This is a genomic window from Rhodococcus sp. AQ5-07 (assembly GCF_009707305.1).
GTDB classification, from domain to species: Bacteria; Actinomycetota; Actinomycetes; order Mycobacteriales; family Mycobacteriaceae; genus Rhodococcus_F; species Rhodococcus_F erythropolis.
Genome location: NZ_CP046099.1, coordinates 1,441,270 through 1,456,933, shown reverse-complemented (window position 1 = coordinate 1,456,933; position 15,664 = coordinate 1,441,270). Strand labels below are relative to the sequence as shown.

The following is a 15,664-nucleotide window of genomic DNA, read 5'->3' as shown; positions in this document are numbered from 1 at the left end:
GAGAGGTACTTTTCCTTATTCTTGTGCGCTGAGTCCAACGAGAAACGGGTTCGAGCTTCGCTCGGCGCCGATCGAACTGTTGCCACCGTGCCCGGGCAGGACCACGGTCTCGTCACCGAGTACCAGTAGCTTCCGGGCGATCGAAGCGAGCAACTGCTCGTGATTTCCGCCTGGCAGGTCGCTGCGCCCGATGGAACCCTGGAACAGGGTGTCACCTGTGAACGCCAAGTCCACGGGCCCGCTCTCGGTGTTCGCCTGGGTGCGGAACACCACCGATCCCTGCGTGTGCCCGGGCGTGTGGTCCACGACGAACGTCATTCCGGCCTCGGTGATCTTGTCTCCGTCACTCAGTTCGATCACCTCGTCCGGCTCCACGAACGTCATGCCCTGAATGAATTCCTTCATCGTCGGGCCGATCCCTCGTGCCGGATCGCTGAGCATGTAGCGATCCTCGGGATGGATGTACGCGGGCACGGAGTACCGCTCACAGACCTCGCGGGCCGACCACACGTGATCGAGGTGACCGTGGGTCAGAAGTACTGCATTGACCGACATGTCCTTGGAGTCGAGATATTCGAAGAGCGGCTCGGCTGCATCCTGACCCGGATCGACGACTACGCATTCGCACGCGTCGTCCTGAGCGAGTATGTAGCAGTTGGTTTGGAACATCCCGGCCGGAAAACCAGTGACGAGCACGGGGGCAACTCCTCTTCGAAGGGTGGAAACGAACAACACGCTGTCGGTTACAGCCTAAGCTGCTGCCCCGCCAGTAAGTTCTCAGGTTGCAATGGGAGACTCTGACGACGAGTAGAGCCGCTTGCCGAAGCCGACCCCAGGGTGTCGCTCGGCGGGCCGACCACGATCCACCCGCGATACGGAGGACTACAGCAGTGCCGAGTAACGAGCAACGCCGCGAGGCGGCGAAACGCAAGCTCGAGCGTCAGCTCGAACGTCGCGCAGAACGTGCCCGCAAGCGCAAGCAGATGACGATAGCCGGAACTGCGCTCGGCGTGGTCGTCGTAGTCGGCGTCGTCGGTGGACTCATCTGGTTCAGCAATCGCAGTGACGACGACGCGAACACCACCAACACTGCTGCCGACGATTCGAGCCTCACGCCGCAGACCGCGGGTGCAATGCCGGCCGGTCTGTCGACGCCGCTGGCCGACACTGTTTCCTGCTCGTACCCGGCTGACGGCGCTACCGCGTCCAAGGCCAACAACCCTCCTCGTACCGACGGGATTCCCACCACCGCGCCGGACGCGACGCCGAGCATCAGCGTCGAAACCTCGCGGGGAAACATCGGGCTCACGCTCGACGGAACGAAGTCTCCGTGCACGGTCAACAGCTTCGTGAGCTTGGCGCAGCAGGATTACTTCAACGACACCACCTGCCACCGCATGACGACGAGCCCCTCGCTCCAGGTTCTGCAGTGCGGTGACCCGTCGGGCACCGGCTCCGGCGGACCGGGCTACGGATTCGACAACGAGTTCCCCACCACGGCGTACGCCACCACCGACCCGGCAGCGCAAGAGCCAGTCACCTACGCGCGCGGCACGGTTGCGATGGCCAACACCGGGACACCCGGTAGCAACGGCAGCCAGTTCTTCCTCGTCTACGGCGACTCACAACTCCCGCCGCAGTACACGGTTTTCGGCACGATCGACGAGACCGGTCTCGCCACTTTGGACAAGGTCGCGGCCGGCGGATCGACACCAGAGGGTGACGGCAAGCCGAATCTGACCACCGACATCAAGACAGTAAGGCTCGACTGATGCGACGTAATCCTGTGATGCGCTTTCCTGTAGTTATTGCCGCTGCAAGCGCCGCAGCGCTGCTTCTGGCTGGTTGTTCCAGTGATTCCGGTAGCTCGGACTCGCCGTCCAGCACCTCCAAGGCGAAGACGACAACGGCTGCCATGCCGCCGCTCGACATGTCACAGTTCGACGCACTCCCGCCTGTCCCGACTCCGGCGTCGGCGACTGTCGACTGCTCGTACCCGAGCGCGGCGGGCGCTGCAAAGACCGTCAATCCGCCGAACTCCACGGGCGTGTCCACCGAGGGAACCGTCAACGTCGCGCTCACGACTACGGCCGGCCCGATCGGGATGGAACTGAATCGCGCAGCAGCCCCCTGCACGGTCAACAGCATCGTGAGCCTGACCGAGCAGAAGTATTTCGACGACACCCCGTGCCATCGACTCTCGACGATGCCTGGTCTGCAGATTCTCCAATGCGGCGACCCGTCGGGTAAGGGCACCGGTGGACCGGGGTACCAATTTGCAAACGAGTACCCCACGACCACATACGCTGGGAACGACCCGGCGCTGTCGCTGCCGGTCGTCTACCCCCGTGGCACTCTGGCGATGGCTCATTCGTCCGTACCTGACAGCAACGGTAGCCAGTTCTTCCTCGTCTACGAGGATTCGATGCTGCCGCCTGACTACACGGTTTTCGGCACCATCGACGACGCCGGCCTGGCGACGATCGAGAAGATCGCAGCCGACGGCGACGACGGAGGCATGGGTGCAACCGGTGGCGGCGCACCCAACACCCCGATCACCATCGAGACTGCAGTAGTCGCCTGACCGACTGTGCGCCTTTATTAACCGCCCGCGGTTAATAAAGGCGCACAGCAGTTTACGAAGCAGAGGTCACGCGGTAGACGTCGTAGACGCCTTCCACATTGCGAACCACGTTGAGCACATGACCCAAGTGCTTCGGGTCGCCCATCTCGAAGGTGAACTTGCTGATCGCCACTCGGTCACCTGAGGTGGTGACCGAGGCCGACAGGATGTTCACTTTCTCGTCGGCCAACGCCTTGGTGACGTCGGAAAGCAACCGATGACGATCGAGCGCCTCGATCTGGATCGCGACCAGGAACACCGAGGTCGCTGACGGTGCCCATTCGACGTCGATGATTCGCTCCGACTGATCGTGGAGCGAGTTGGCGTTGGTGCAGTCGGTACGGTGCACGCTGACCGCCCCACCGCGCGTGACGAAGCCCAGAATCGAATCGCCCGGAACCGGCGTGCAACACTTTGCGAGTTTTGCCACCGTACCGGGTGCTCCGGGAACCAGAATTCCGGAGTCACCCGTACTGCGGGTGCGCACCGGCATGGTCGACGGCGTCGAACGCTCGGCCAGTTCCTCCTCGACGGCGCCGACGCCGCCCAGATGAGCAACCAGTCGCTGCACGACGTGGTGCGCTGACACCTGGCTCTCGCCTACCGCCGTGTACAACGCCGAGACGTCGGGATAGCGAAGTTCATGCGCGATCGTGCTCATCGATTCGGCATTCATCAACCGCTGCAACGGAAGTCCCACACGGCGGACTTCCTTCGCGATCTGATCCTTGCCGGACTCGAGCGCCTCTTCGCGGCGTTCCTTCGCGAACCACTGACGGATCTTCGCCTTGGCACGCGGCGAGACGACAAACGTCTGCCAATCTCGGCTCGGCCCGGCGGTGGCAGCCTTCGACGTGAAGACCTCCACCACTTCGCCGTTTTCGAGAGTTCGTTCCAGCGCGACCAACCGGCCGTTGACCCTGGCACCGATGCATCGGTGCCCGACCTCGGTGTGCACCGCATACGCGAAATCGACGGGAGTCGATCCGGCAGGCAACGTGATCACGTCACCCTTTGGCGTGAAGACGAAGATCTCCTTGACCGCGAGGTCGTAACGCAACGATTCGAGGAACTCCCCCGGATCGGCCGCTTCACGTTGCCAGTCGAGTAGCTGACGCATCCACGCCATGTCGTCGACCTCGGCGATGTCGCCCGCGTGCTTGCCCTTGGTCTCCTTGTACCGCCAGTGCGCGGCGATACCGAACTCCGCGGTCCGGTGCATGTCCTGGGTCCGGATCTGGACCTCCAGGGGCTTGCCTTCCGGTCCCACGACGGTGGTGTGCAGCGACTGGTAGACGCCGTAGCGCGGCTGTGCGATGTAGTCCTTGAAGCGTCCGGCCATCGGCTGCCACAGTGAGTGGACAACGCCGACCGCGGCGTAACAGTCACGCACTTCTTCACACAGGATGCGGACGCCGACCAGATCGTGGATGTCGTCGAAATCGCGGCCCTTGACGATCATCTTCTGATAGATCGACCAGTAATGCTTGGGCCTGCCTTCGACGATGGCGTTGATCCGCGAGGCGGACAGGGTCGAGTTGATCTCGGCCCGAACCTTGGCCAGATAGGTGTCACGAGAAGGCGCGCGATCGGCGACCAGTCGAACGATCTCGTCATACTTCTTCGGGTGCAAGATGGCGAATGAGAGGTCCTCGAGTTCCCACTTGACGGTCGCCATTCCAAGTCGATGTGCAAGTGGCGCAATGACTTCGAGAGTCTCTCGCGCCTTACGTGCCTGCTTTTCTGGCGGCAGGAATCGCATCGTGCGCATGTTGTGCAGACGATCCGCGACCTTGATCACGAGCACGCGCGGGTCCCGCGCCATCGCGATGATCATCTTGCGGATGGTTTCGCCCTCGGCGGCGGTGCCCAGAACGACCTTGTCGAGTTTGGTGACGCCGTCGACGAGGTGAGCGACCTCGTCACCGAAGTCCTTGGTCAACTCTTCGAGTGAGTACCCGGTGTCCTCGACGGTGTCGTGCAGCAGGGCTGCGACGAGGGTGGTGGTGTCCATACCCAACTCGGCCAGAATGCTTGCGACGGCCAACGGATGCGTGATGTACGGATCGCCGGACTTGCGACGCTGGCTCGAATGTCTGTCCTCGGCGACGTCGTACGCACGCTGGAGCAGCGCGAGGTCGGCCTTCGGATACAGCTCACGGTGGAGGCTGACCAACGGCTCGAGCACCGGGCGGATGGTGGCGTTGCGCTGACCGGTGATGCGCCGAGCAAGCCGAGCGCGCACCCTACGGGAGGCGGAAGCGGGCACGGCCAGGTTCTGCCCACCCCGATTGCCGGCAGTTTGCGCAGATCCCGAATCGTCGGGCACCGCGGACTTCGATGGTGTCGTCTCCGGAGCCGGATCTGCACCCGTCTCCTGCGACACTGCACCCGAGTTCTGTGATCGATCAAGATTCGACGTCATGTCGCCACCTCCTACCACCGAGTTGGTTGAGGCAACCGCCCTGCATCGGGTAATTGCCCTGGAGGTCTAACTCGACCCCCAGGAGACAACTTTAATACTCAGACCTTCACCAGGGATGTCAGTGGGTACTTCAAGAAGCGATCTCGACCGCGCAGTTCCTCGATCTCGAGCACCACTGCGACGCCGACGACGTTCGCTCCACCCAACTCAACCAACTGTACAGCCGCCTCGAGTGTCCCTCCGGTAGCCAGAACGTCGTCGATCACCAGAACATTCCGCCCGGTGAGATCGAAGCCGTTTGCGGGGATCTCGAGAGTCGAGGATCCGTACTCGAGGCTGTACGAACGAGAGAGTACCGGCGGCGGCAGTTTGCCGACCTTCCGCACGGCCACCACCCCTGCACCCATCTTCGCAGCCGCGCCGGCACCGAGCAGGAAACCGCGAGCATCGACGGCCGCAATCGTGTCGGCGTCCGGAGCACAGGCGACAAGGGCGTCGAGCACGGCCCCGAACCCCTCGGCGTCGGCGAACACCGGAGTCAGATCGGCGAACCGAACCCCGGGCCCGGGAAAGTTGTCCGCCCAGCGGGTCAGCCGAACAACGGCGTCTCCGGCAGCCCGGTGGATTGCGATCAATTCTTCAGGCGTGTGCAAGGCAACACCATTCGAGACGCTCATCTGCGTAATACCCATCTGTCCATGTTCCAGCCGGTAGCGGCCCGAGTCGGATTGACCAACACTGCCGACATGCCTGGAGCTACAGCGACAGTTCGTAGTTGATTGAACAGTGGAATCGTAGGCACCTGGGTCCACAGGATGTTCTCCGCCTCCACCGAGAGTCCCAATTGCGCACTGGTGCTCGCATCCACGTTCAACTGATCGATGATCTGATCGATCCGTGCATTTCCGTACGTACCGAGGTTTGCGCCGTTGCCCGATCGCAACGCTCCGCGCGCGTCGATCATGCTCGCTGTTCCGCCTGCCCCGACTTTGCCTGCCATGCCGGAAAGCACAGCGTCGACTCCCCCGGACTGCAGACTCGCAGGATCGAAGCTGTCGGTACTCGCGTCCTCGATCGTAATTCCCGCTGGAGCACACGCGGCTTTGGCTTCAGAGACGATCTGCGCCCGCACCGGGTCCGGTGCGAGGTACCCGACCCGGACGGTCAACTGGTCGAGATCGGCTTCCGACAACGACGTCTTCGCGGCATCGACGTCGGCATTGGCGTACCGGTCACCGTCGACCGCAGCGGCGTCGCTGTACACGAGTGAATCCGGCGCCATCAGTCGCGAATCGACCACGCCGGAACCCAGACCAGCCTGCGGCGCATTCTCCGTCTGCCCGAACTTCTCGAACAGAGTTGTCCGCGGAACACAATGCGCGAACGCTCGACGGGCGGCTTCGTCGCCCAGCGAACCAGACGTCGCGAGAACGAACTGCTCGATCGACCGCGACGGAATCTGTTGGACGTCGAACCCGGACGGAGTACCGAGCTCGCCGGCCGACCCGGAAGCGACGTCGACGACCTCGATCGAGTTCTTGTCGAGATCCTCGGTCAGATTCACACCACGTGGCCAGACGACGATGCGATCGGTCGCGGGCTTGTTGCCCCACCACCGCTCGTTCGCGACCAGCACCAGGCCGTCGTCGGCGCTGTACGAGTCGATTCGATACGGACCAGCGGAAGGCAGTACGGAGGTGTCCACCTGACCTGGAGTCAGGTTCCACCCGGTGTTCCAGAAGTCGGCGATCTTCGACAACGCTTCGGTGTCACCGGCATTCACCGCGCTCACCACGTCGCCGACTCCGGCGCGCTGCGTCACGATGTGTGAAGGCATCAATGCAGTCGCACCGAACAACGACCGCCAATCGTTGAACGATCGCCCGGGCTTGAAGAAGACAGTCGCGTCCTTCGACCCGCTCTGGCAGTCGATCCGGTCGATGTCCGCGTAACCGAGATTGTTCGCCGTGTCGAACATGGGCTTCACCGCACCATCGACGTCTTTGGTGTACTTGCCACTCGACGCCGCCCAGGTGAGGACCAGATCGTCACAGGACATCGGAATCCCGTCGGAGTACACCGACGCCGGATTGAGCTTGTACGAGACCGTGAGCACGTCACCGGGCAACTCCGACGCCGTGCCGATGTCGGTGTCCGACACAGGAGCACCGGCCGGACCGGTGAACGTGAAGCCGGGAAGCACCCGGCCGAACGCGGCCATCGCCCCGGACACCGATCCAGCTGTCGTGTTGGCGTTGTACGTGGAGATGGAGTTGTCGATGGCATATCCGATGGACGGAACCTGCTCGGCGCTTTCCGAGCAGGCCGCCAACGAACCGGCAGCCACAGCGGTGGCCGCAACGAACGTCATCGATCGAACCAGTGTGCGTGTTCTTGGGAGCATGTTCAGTGCCCCTTCTTGTTTCGCTTTCCGGTCGGCCGCACACCCGGCTGCGGAGCAACCGGCGCACGGCGTGCAACTGGTGCGCCGACGGCAACCGTCTGCGTACCCTTCTCGGCCAGCGTAGCCCGGCGCGAGAGCACCTTACGAGTGTGCGCGGCAACGGGTCCCCAGCGTTCCTTCATCGACACCAGGAGCGGCGTCGCGAAGAAGATCGAGGAGTACGCACCCACGATGATGCCGACGAGCTGAACCAGCGCAAGGTCCTTGAGCGTGCCGACGCCGAGCATCCAGACCGCGACAACCATCAGAGCGATCACCGGGAGCACACTGATGACGGTCGTGTTGATCGATCGCATCAAGGTCTGATTCACCGCGAGGTTGGCCTGCTCGCCGTACGTCCGGCGCGTCAGATGCAGAACACCGCGTGTGTTCTCTTCGACCTTGTCGAACACCACCACTGTGTCGTACAGCGAGAAACCGAGAATGGTGAGCAAACCGATCACCGTCGCGGGCGTCACCTCGAAACCGACGAGCGAGTAGACGCCGGCAGTGACGATGATGTCGAAGAACAACGCGACAATCGCGGCTACCGCCATGTCCCGCTCGAAGCGGATGGCGATGTAGATACTCACGATCACCAGGAACACAATCAGCGCGATCAGCGCCTTCTTGGTGATCTGGCCGCCCCAGGTTTCACTCACGTCCGCAAAACTGATGGCCTGCGCCGACGGGTTCCCGTTCTTGTCCTTGGGCTGGAACTCGTCGAAGAGCGCCGACTGCAGATCGTTGATCTGCGTCGCGTTCAACGTCTCCGACCGAATCTGCACGGTGGCGCTGGCACCCGAGCCGACCGTCTGCACGCTGACCGGCTCGAACCCGAGTGTGTCGGAGTAGACGGTTTCCACCTCCGACGTCTCGACTCCACCCTCGGCCGGGAACTGAATGCGCGATCCGCCCTCGAAATCGATACCGAAGGTGAAGCCGCGCAGGATGATGCTGAGCAGCGCAATGGCGACCAGAGCGCCGGTCAGTCCGTAGTAGAAACGACGCCTGCCGACGACCTCGAACGCACCCGTTCCCGTGTACAGCCGCGAGAGCCAACTGTGCTTGGGCATCGCGCCCTGATCGACGCCGGAGTCGGTGATCTCCGACCGGGCTGCGGCATCGGCGGACTCGGCCGAGGAACTGTTGTTGGACCCCACCGGGGAGTTGTTGGACTCGCTCATGCTCGTGTCTCCTTAGCCGACGCAGCGGCGGCAACCTTACGTTCGCGGGCAACCTCTTGCACTGCGCCGAGACCGTTGACGCTGGGCTTGGACCAGAACGCCGAACGGGACGCCATACTGACCAGTGGCCACGTCACGAGGAACACGACAATCACGTCGAGGATGGTGGTCAGACCCAAGGTGAAGGCGAAGCCTCGCACCTGTCCGACCGCCAGCACGTACAGAACTGCAGCGGCGATGAAGCTCACCGCGTTGCCGGAAAGAATTGTTCGGCGCGCTCGCGCCCAACCGCGTGGCACCGCGGAGCGGAAGCTACGGCCCTCACGCATTTCGTCCTTGATGCGTTCGAAGAACACGACGAACGAGTCGGCGGTCATACCGATACCGATGATCAGACCAGCCATGCCGGCCAAGTCGAGTGTGAAGCCGATGTATCTGCCGAGCAGAACCATGATCGCGTAGACCATGACTCCGGAGAGGATCAGCGACAACGCCGTCAGGACGCCGAGCATCCGGTAGTAGACGAGGCAGTACAGCAGAACGAGAACGAGACCGACCGCGCCGGCAATCAATGCCGCCTGCAGTGAGGCCAGGCCGAGCGTTGCCGAGACCGTCTCGGCCTCGGAAGCTGCGAACGACAGCGGAAGCGAACCGTACTTCAGAGTGTTGGCAAGTTCTTTGGCGCTCTCCGCAGTGAAACTGCCCGTGATCGAGGTCGCGCTACCCGCAGGCGTTGCACCTTGAATCGTGGGGGCGCTGACGACCTTCGAGTCGAGCGTGAACGCTGCCTGCTTGCCGATGTTGGCAGAGGTGAACTCGGCCCAGGTGTTGCTGCCGGTCGTCTTGAACGAGAGGCTGATCTCGTGGCGCGACTGCTGCGAGTTGAAGACCGAAGACGCGTCGGCAATCTCCTGGCCGTCGATGATCGAAGGACCGAGAAGATAGATGTTCAGTCCGTCTTGCGAGCACGCGACCAGCGGAAGAGTCGGGTCGTCGTTTCCACGGAGCGGATCCGCGACGGAGCAGTCGAGGTTCGCCACTGCTTGCTGCTGCACCGTCGGATCGCTGCTCTGTCGGAGGGCGCGCGCTGCGGCGATTTCCGCTGCTGCTGCGTCGCCTTCGTCGGTGCCGTCACTCGATGCGTCCGCGGGGGGAGCCGGTGTTGTCGTCTCCGGCGCCGGGGTTGCCTCCGGAGTGGTCGGGTCCTGAGCCAGGAACGGGCGGTTCTGCGGCGTCTGGGTCCCGTCGGCCGGCGCCTCGGGAGCCGGGGCATCAGTGGCCGGAGTTTCGGCCGCCGGCGCCTCAGGGGTAGCTGTCCGGTTCGCGTCACGGGTGGCGACATCGATCGAACCCGTCACCGGGCGGATGTACAGACGGGCGGTCTGGCCGAGCGAGCGAGCCTGCGCACTGTCGTCGCCGGGAACGGTGATGACGAGATTGTCACCGTCGACGACGACCTCGGAGCCGGAAACGCCGAGACCGTTGACGCGGGTCTCGATGATTTCCTGAGCCTGCTTGAGACTGTCCTGACTGGGAGCGCTGCCGTCCGGGGTACGAGCGGTCAACGTGACGCGCGTTCCACCCTGCAGGTCGATGCCGAGTTTCGGCGTGGCCGACTTGTCTCCAGTGAAGAACACCAGGGCATACAGTGCCACCACCAGGACCCCGAAAAGGGCCAGGTAGCGGACCGGATGCACCGTTCCGGTGGAAGGTGCCACGATCTTTAAGTCTCCTCAGTAGGTGCAGAGCTTCAGTAAATGCAGGGCTCGGGCGGTCGACGACCACCCGAGCTGCGGCGTTCGAACTGCAACGATTGATCAACGGGATGAACTGAGCTGCTGGTGAAAGAACTACTCCGATGAAAGAACTACTACAGACCAACCGATCTGGACGTGTGTCCGAGTTCACAACTCTAGAACACGTGCCAGGTCGACGAAGTCAGGACTCCTTGGTGAGCCGGATTTCGGTGTCAGCAGCTGATTCTTCGATCTCGGAAACCGAGTCGTCGTCGTACTCGTCGGTTTCGGTCGTCTCGACAACGCGCTCACGGATGACCAGACGCGACCAGGTGGTGATGACACCGTCGGCGATCTCGAGGTCCACGGTGCCGTCGTCCAGAGAAGCAATCGTGGCATAGAGCCCGGCCGTGGTCTGCACTCGATCGCCGACCTGCAGCGAGTCCTGCATCTCGGAAGTGGCAGCCAAAGCCTTCTTCTGCTTGCGCATGCCCAGGAACATGGGCACCAGCAGTGCGAGGATCAAGAGTGGGAAAAGCAAACTCGACATGTGTTGATCAACCTCGGTTGTGTTGCACGTTTTACGCCGCGATGGTCCCGGATGGACCTACGCAATACACCAGTGTGCCATTAGTCTGAGGATTCCTGACAGATCGGCCGTTCAAGTAGGCCTTTCCAGTCGAAATTCACTCTCCGTTCGGATCGAACAACGTGGCCTGCGGTTCGTTGACACGAACCTCGATACCGCCCGCTGCGGCATCCGGCGGCGGTGTCATTCCGAGTTGAGTCCAGGCAGCGGCGGTAGCCACGCGTCCTCGCGGCGTCCGGGCGATCATCCCGGCCCGAACCAGGAACGGCTCGCACACTTCTTCCACCGTCGACGGTTCCTCGCCGACGGCCACCGCAAGCGTCGACACGCCGACGGGCCCGCCGCCGAACGACCGCACCAATGCACTCAGTACGGATCGGTCGAGACGGTCCAAGCCCAACTGGTCCACGTCGTAGACAGCCAAGGCCGCCTGAGCGACGTCCATGGTGACGATTCCGTCGGCGCGCACCTCGGCGAAGTCGCGAACCCGGCGCAGCAATCGGTTCGCGATACGCGGTGTCCCCCGCGAGCGTCGTGCGATTTCGGCGCCAGCGTCAACTTCGAGATTGACTCCCAAAATTCCGGCCGAACGCATCAGAATCTGTTGCAGCTCTTCGGGTTCGTAGAAATCCATGTGAGCGGTGAACCCGAAGCGGTCGCGCAACGGACCGGTCAGCGCACCTGACCGTGTAGTCGCACCGACCAGCGTGAACGGTGCAACCTCCAGAGGAATCGACGTGGCACCCGGCCCCTTACCGACGACGACGTCGACACGGAAGTCTTCCATCGCCAGGTACAACATCTCCTCGGCCGGACGAGCGATTCGGTGAATCTCGTCGATGAACAACACGTCACCCTCGACGAGATTGCTCAGCATCGCGGCCAGGTCTCCGGCGCGTTCGAGCGCCGGTCCGGACGTCAACCGCAGAGAAGAGCCCAACTCCCCCGCGATGATCATCGCCATCGACGTCTTGCCGAGTCCGGGGGGACCGGACATCAGGATGTGATCAGGTGTGCTGCCGCGAAGTTTTGCTCCGGTGAGCACGAGCTGCAGTTGTTCGCGAACACGGGGTTGCCCGATGAAGTCGTCGAGACTCTTGGGGCGCAAACTCGCTTCGACATCGCCGTCTCCCGCCACCAATTCGGCAGAGACCTGCGACTCGTCGTCGAAATCGTCGATCGGGTCGAAGTTCATCGAGTCTTACCGAGCAGCGACAGAGCAGAACGCAGTGCTACCGACGTAGTGGCCTCGGGCGATTCCGCCAGGACCGAATCCGTGGCCTGCTCGGCCTGCTTGATCGGGAAGCCCAGACCTTCGAGAGCCTCGACGATCTGATCACGGATCGAACTGCCGACGACGACACCGGACGCCGCGCCGGCCGTCGTCGCGACGGCGTCGACCTTGTCGCGCAGTTCGACGACCATGCGCTCGGCGCCGCGTTTCCCGATACCGGGGACCCTCGTCAACGCCGTCAGGTTGCCTTCCGAGAGTGCCCGCCGCAATGCGTCCGGTTCGAGCACTGCAAGAGTTGCCATCGCCAGGCGCGGTCCGACTCCGGAAACCGTCTGCAAGAGGCTGAACAGGTCCTTCGACTCGGTATCGGAAAAACCGTAGAGCGTCATCGAGTCTTCGCGAACGATCATCGTCGTGAACAGTCGCGCTTCGCTTCCCCGATGCAGTGCACCGAGAGTCACCGGGGTGGCATTGACCCGATAGCCGACACCTGACGCTTCGATGACCGCATGGTCGAGTGCAATATCGAGTACCTCGCCGCGTACCGACGCGATCATCGTGAACCTGCCTTCTTCATCTCGGCCAATTTTGCCTGATACTTACGCATTTGTTCAGCGGCCATCGCCTCGGCGCGGGCCATTCGCTCGATCATCGGTGCTCGCCAGCAGTGACAGATCGCGAGCGCCAGAGCGTCAGCGGCGTCAGCCGGTTTCGGCGCCGTCTTCAAGTTCAGGATTCGCGTCACCATCGCGGTGACCTGCGCCTTGTCGGCGTTACCGCTGCCGGTAACGGCGGCCTTCACCTCGCTGGGCGTGTGGAAACACACCGGGATGCCGCGTCTGGCGGCAGCGAGCGCGACAACTCCGCCTGCTTGCGCCGTGCCCATCGCGGTACTGACGTTGTGCTGCGCGAATACACGCTCGATCGCGACGACCTCCGGCTTGTACTGCTCGATCCACAGTTCCGCCGCATCGGAGATCCGCAGTAGCCGAGACCCGAGGTCCATCTCGGGCGGGGTCCGCACCACGTCGACGGCAATGGGGCGCACTTTCCTGCCGTTGCTCCCGTCGACCACACCCAACCCGCAGCGAGTCAAGCCTGGGTCCACTCCGAGCACGCGCACTTTGTCACACCTCTCCATACCGAACAGCTGTTCGATAGCTTAGCGGTGCGCGGGCGTACTGCCCCGCATCAACACGCAACCCGGCCGAGACGCGGACGTCAGGGCCGGGTTGAGTTGAAAAGCAATCAGTCTTCGAGAGCCGCGAGAACTTCGTCGGACAGATCGATGTTGGTGTAGACGTTCTGCACGTCGTCAGAGTCTTCGAGCGCGTCGACGAGCTTGAAGATCTTGCGTGCGCCGTCGACATCCAAGGGAACCTCGACGGAAGCGCGGAAATCGGCTTCAGCGGAGTCGTAGTCGATGCCGGCTTCCTGAAGTGCCGAACGGACGGCAACCAGATCCTGTGGCTCACTGACGATTTCGAAGGTTTCACCGAGATCGGTGACTTCCTCGGCACCGGCGTCGAGCACAGCCATCAGGACGTCGTCCTCCGACTGGCCGTTCTTCTCGAGCGTGACGACGCCCTTGCGAGCAAACAGGTAGGAGACGGAACCCGGGTCAGCGAGGTTGCCACCGTTACGGGTCATCGCGGTGCGAACTTCACCGGCTGCGCGGTTGCGGTTGTCGGTGAGGCACTCGATCAGAACGGCGACGCCGTTGGGTCCGTAGCCCTCGTACATGATGGTCTGCCAGTCTGCGCCGCCCGCTTCTTCACCGGCGCCGCGCTTGCGCGCACGCTCGATGTTGTCATTGGGAACAGACGTCTTCTTCGCCTTCTGGATGGCGTCGTACAAGGTGGGGTTGCCCGTGGGATCGCCACCGCCGGTTCGTGCCGCCACCTCGATGTTCTTGATCAGCTTCGCGAAGGATTTGCCACGACGTGCGTCGATCACAGCCTTCTTGTGCTTGGTGGTGGCCCATTTTGAGTGGCCGCTCATGCGATTCAAGCCCCTTTCCTGCTGCGTTGCGCACGCCGAATGCGCGTCTTTCAGCTCTGCCGATGTTACCCGTCCCACGTCACAACGCGCTGCATCCCCCGACACGAATTAGTCAAACCGCGCATTGTTTGCATAGAATGCAAACATGTTGGTCCGAATAGATCACGCCTCCACAACTCCACTAGCGGAGCAGATTGCAGCCGGGGTTCGTGGCTCGGTCATCCGCGGTGAGATCGGACCAGGTGACCGCCTGCCGTCCGCTCGCGCTCTCGCCGAGTCGATCGACGTCAATCTCCACACGGTTCTTCGTGCGTACGCAACACTCCGCGACGAAGGCCTGATCGACCTCCGACGCGGACGTGGCGCCGTCATTCGCGCCGAATTCGACTCGGGAAGAACAGCTCTCAACGAATCTGCGCGCGAGTTCGTACGGCAGGCCCGCAATCTCGGACTCGACACTGCGCACATGCTCGACCTCATCAAGGAGACCAGCACACAATGACGACCAGCAAGATCCGACTCTGGACAGCAGCTTCGCTGACTCTGATCCCGACCCTGATTCTGGTTCTCGCACGCTTCGCGTGGGGTGACCGCCTACCCGAGACCGTCGCGAGCCATTGGTCCGGATCGACCCCGGACGGGTTCAGCACCACGACGACGTTTTTCGCCATCGCACTGGTGATTTCACTGGTGGCTGTCGTTTGCGCCTGTGTCGTCGCGGCCCGTTCGAGCGACAACGCGCCCTTGTTTCTCGCCGTAACCTCGATCTCGAGTGCGACACTGGCGACGATCTGGATTCTGAGCGTCGCCTTGACGATCGACGCCGGGTCGCCGGAAGACGCGCGTATCGGCTGGTGGATTCTTGCGCCGATCGCGGCGGTACTCGTAGGAGTTCTGGCATACGCGCTGCCTGACCAGCAACGAAGCGGCCCGGAGTCGCCACTGCCAACCCCGACGCTCGACACTCCGCTGACGGCCTCCGAACGTGCAGTGTGGGTCGGGCAGGTCCGCAGCGTCTGGCCGTGGATCGTTACCGCCGGCCTCGTAGTTCTCGTGATCGCGACTGCCGCGTACTCGGATTGGTGGGTTGCCGTGATCCTGGGTGTGTCCACCCTCGCCGTCACAGCATTCGCGTCGGTCACCGTTCGCGTCGACCGTCATGGTGTCGGCATCAGTTCCTGGGGCGTTCGATGGAAGAAGATCCCCATCTCGAAGGTGAAGTCCGCATCAGTCGACGCGATACGTCCGGCCGAATGGGGTGGATGGGGTTACCGAATGACACCGCGCGGAACAGCCGTCACGCTCCGCTCGGGTGAGGCCATCGTGGTCACTCTCGAGAACGGACGACTGTTCGCCGTAACCGTCGATCACCCGGAAGACGGTGTGAAGCTGATCAATTCGTTGGTTCAGGCTGGTTGATTCACGA

Annotated in this window: 15 protein-coding genes; 4 read left to right on the top strand and 11 right to left on the bottom strand. The window is 62.7% G+C overall.

Annotation, left to right across the window (positions count from 1 at the left end; genetic code table 11):
• Nucleotides 1-15: 15 nt before the first annotated feature.
• Nucleotides 16-696: an MBL fold metallo-hydrolase gene (locus GJB56_RS06930; protein ID WP_021344166.1), complete on the bottom strand. Its 681-nt coding sequence runs from the start codon at nt 694-696 to the stop codon at nt 16-18.
• A 194-nt stretch (nt 697-890) separates the two neighbouring features.
• Between GJB56_RS06930 and GJB56_RS06925 the strand changes: the two genes are divergently transcribed.
• Together GJB56_RS06925 and GJB56_RS06920 are read left to right on the top strand one after the other, a co-directional pair.
• Nucleotides 891-1,772, top strand: coding sequence for a peptidylprolyl isomerase (locus tag GJB56_RS06925; RefSeq protein ID WP_113683590.1), 882 nt, complete (start codon nt 891-893; stop codon nt 1,770-1,772).
• The gene (locus GJB56_RS06920; RefSeq protein WP_370627687.1) at nt 1,772-2,584 is read left to right on the top strand and encodes a peptidylprolyl isomerase; all 813 of its coding nucleotides are present in this window, start codon (nt 1,772-1,774) and stop codon (nt 2,582-2,584) included. The genes GJB56_RS06925 and GJB56_RS06920 overlap by 1 nt, the downstream gene beginning before the upstream one ends.
• Before the next feature lie 52 nt (nt 2,585-2,636).
• On the opposite strand, the gene GJB56_RS06915 is transcribed toward GJB56_RS06920, so the two are convergent.
• The 10 genes from GJB56_RS06915 to GJB56_RS06870 all read right to left on the bottom strand — a co-directional run bounded on the left by GJB56_RS06915 (nt 2,637) and on the right by GJB56_RS06870 (nt 14,238).
• Nucleotides 2,637-5,048, bottom strand: a complete 2,412-nt coding sequence (locus GJB56_RS06915) for a RelA/SpoT family protein (protein WP_029255290.1) — start codon at nt 5,046-5,048, stop codon at nt 2,637-2,639.
• Between the two features lie 98 nt (nt 5,049-5,146).
• On the bottom strand, nt 5,147-5,725 hold the full coding sequence (locus GJB56_RS06910; protein ID WP_019748305.1) for an adenine phosphoribosyltransferase: 579 nt from the start codon (nt 5,723-5,725) through the stop codon (nt 5,147-5,149).
• Entirely contained in the window at nt 5,722-7,452 is a 1,731-nt protein-coding gene (locus GJB56_RS06905; RefSeq protein WP_113683589.1) for an ABC transporter substrate-binding protein, read from the bottom strand. The genes GJB56_RS06910 and GJB56_RS06905 overlap by 4 nt, the downstream gene beginning before the upstream one ends.
• Nucleotides 7,453-7,454: 2 nt before the next feature.
• On the bottom strand, nt 7,455-8,678 hold the full coding sequence (gene secF, locus GJB56_RS06900) for a protein translocase subunit SecF (protein ID WP_020907642.1): 1,224 nt from the start codon (nt 8,676-8,678) through the stop codon (nt 7,455-7,457).
• A complete protein-coding gene (secD, locus tag GJB56_RS06895; RefSeq protein ID WP_019748302.1) occupies nt 8,675-10,396 on the bottom strand; it encodes a protein translocase subunit SecD in 1,722 nt (573 codons plus the stop codon). The genes secF and secD overlap by 4 nt, the downstream gene beginning before the upstream one ends.
• Nucleotides 10,397-10,616: 220 nt before the next feature.
• Entirely contained in the window at nt 10,617-10,964 is a 348-nt protein-coding gene (gene yajC / locus GJB56_RS06890; protein ID WP_113683588.1) for a preprotein translocase subunit YajC, read from the bottom strand.
• A 136-nt stretch (nt 10,965-11,100) separates the two neighbouring features.
• On the bottom strand, nt 11,101-12,198 hold the full coding sequence (gene ruvB, locus GJB56_RS06885; RefSeq protein ID WP_019748300.1) for a Holliday junction branch migration DNA helicase RuvB: 1,098 nt from the start codon (nt 12,196-12,198) through the stop codon (nt 11,101-11,103).
• On the bottom strand, nt 12,195-12,794 hold the full coding sequence (gene ruvA / locus GJB56_RS06880; protein ID WP_007732953.1) for a Holliday junction branch migration protein RuvA: 600 nt from the start codon (nt 12,792-12,794) through the stop codon (nt 12,195-12,197). The genes ruvB and ruvA overlap by 4 nt, the downstream gene beginning before the upstream one ends.
• The gene (ruvC, locus tag GJB56_RS06875; RefSeq protein WP_020907638.1) at nt 12,791-13,360 is read right to left on the bottom strand and encodes a crossover junction endodeoxyribonuclease RuvC; all 570 of its coding nucleotides are present in this window, start codon (nt 13,358-13,360) and stop codon (nt 12,791-12,793) included. The genes ruvA and ruvC overlap by 4 nt, the downstream gene beginning before the upstream one ends.
• 125 nt (nt 13,361-13,485) lie before the next feature.
• Nucleotides 13,486-14,238, bottom strand: coding sequence for a YebC/PmpR family DNA-binding transcriptional regulator (locus GJB56_RS06870; RefSeq protein ID WP_007732951.1), 753 nt, complete (start codon nt 14,236-14,238; stop codon nt 13,486-13,488).
• Between the two features lie 145 nt (nt 14,239-14,383).
• On the opposite strand from GJB56_RS06870, the gene GJB56_RS06865 reads away from it, so the two are divergent.
• Nucleotides 14,384-14,740: a GntR family transcriptional regulator gene (locus GJB56_RS06865; RefSeq protein ID WP_003943322.1), complete on the top strand. Its 357-nt coding sequence runs from the start codon at nt 14,384-14,386 to the stop codon at nt 14,738-14,740.
• Nucleotides 14,737-15,657 (top strand): hypothetical protein, encoded by a 921-nt coding sequence (locus GJB56_RS06860; RefSeq protein ID WP_019748298.1) that lies wholly within the window; start codon nt 14,737-14,739, stop codon nt 15,655-15,657. The genes GJB56_RS06865 and GJB56_RS06860 overlap by 4 nt, the downstream gene beginning before the upstream one ends.
• The last annotated feature ends 7 nt before the right edge of the window (nt 15,658-15,664 follow it).

What these genes read in the sequence shown, in the direction of transcription:
- GJB56_RS06920 (WP_370627687.1), top strand. Translation starts at nt 1,772, where the DNA reads ATGCGACGTAATCCTGTGATGCGCTTTCCTGTAGTTATTGCCGCTGCA.
- GJB56_RS06915 (WP_029255290.1), bottom strand. Translation starts at nt 5,048, where the DNA reads ATGACGTCGAATCTTGATCGATCACAGAACTCGGGTGCAGTGTCGCAG.
- GJB56_RS06910 (WP_019748305.1), bottom strand. Translation starts at nt 5,725, where the DNA reads ATGAGCGTCTCGAATGGTGTTGCCTTGCACACGCCTGAAGAATTGATC.
- GJB56_RS06905 (WP_113683589.1), bottom strand. Translation starts at nt 7,452, where the DNA reads ATGCTCCCAAGAACACGCACACTGGTTCGATCGATGACGTTCGTTGCG.
- secF (WP_020907642.1), bottom strand. Translation starts at nt 8,678, where the DNA reads ATGAGCGAGTCCAACAACTCCCCGGTGGGGTCCAACAACAGTTCCTCG.
- yajC (WP_113683588.1), bottom strand. Translation starts at nt 10,964, where the DNA reads ATGTCGAGTTTGCTTTTCCCACTCTTGATCCTCGCACTGCTGGTGCCC.
- ruvB (WP_019748300.1), bottom strand. Translation starts at nt 12,198, where the DNA reads ATGAACTTCGACCCGATCGACGATTTCGACGACGAGTCGCAGGTCTCT.
- ruvA (WP_007732953.1), bottom strand. Translation starts at nt 12,794, where the DNA reads ATGATCGCGTCGGTACGCGGCGAGGTACTCGATATTGCACTCGACCAT.
- GJB56_RS06870 (WP_007732951.1), bottom strand. Translation starts at nt 14,238, where the DNA reads ATGAGCGGCCACTCAAAATGGGCCACCACCAAGCACAAGAAGGCTGTG.
- GJB56_RS06865 (WP_003943322.1), top strand. Translation starts at nt 14,384, where the DNA reads ATGTTGGTCCGAATAGATCACGCCTCCACAACTCCACTAGCGGAGCAG.
- GJB56_RS06860 (WP_019748298.1), top strand. Translation starts at nt 14,737, where the DNA reads ATGACGACCAGCAAGATCCGACTCTGGACAGCAGCTTCGCTGACTCTG.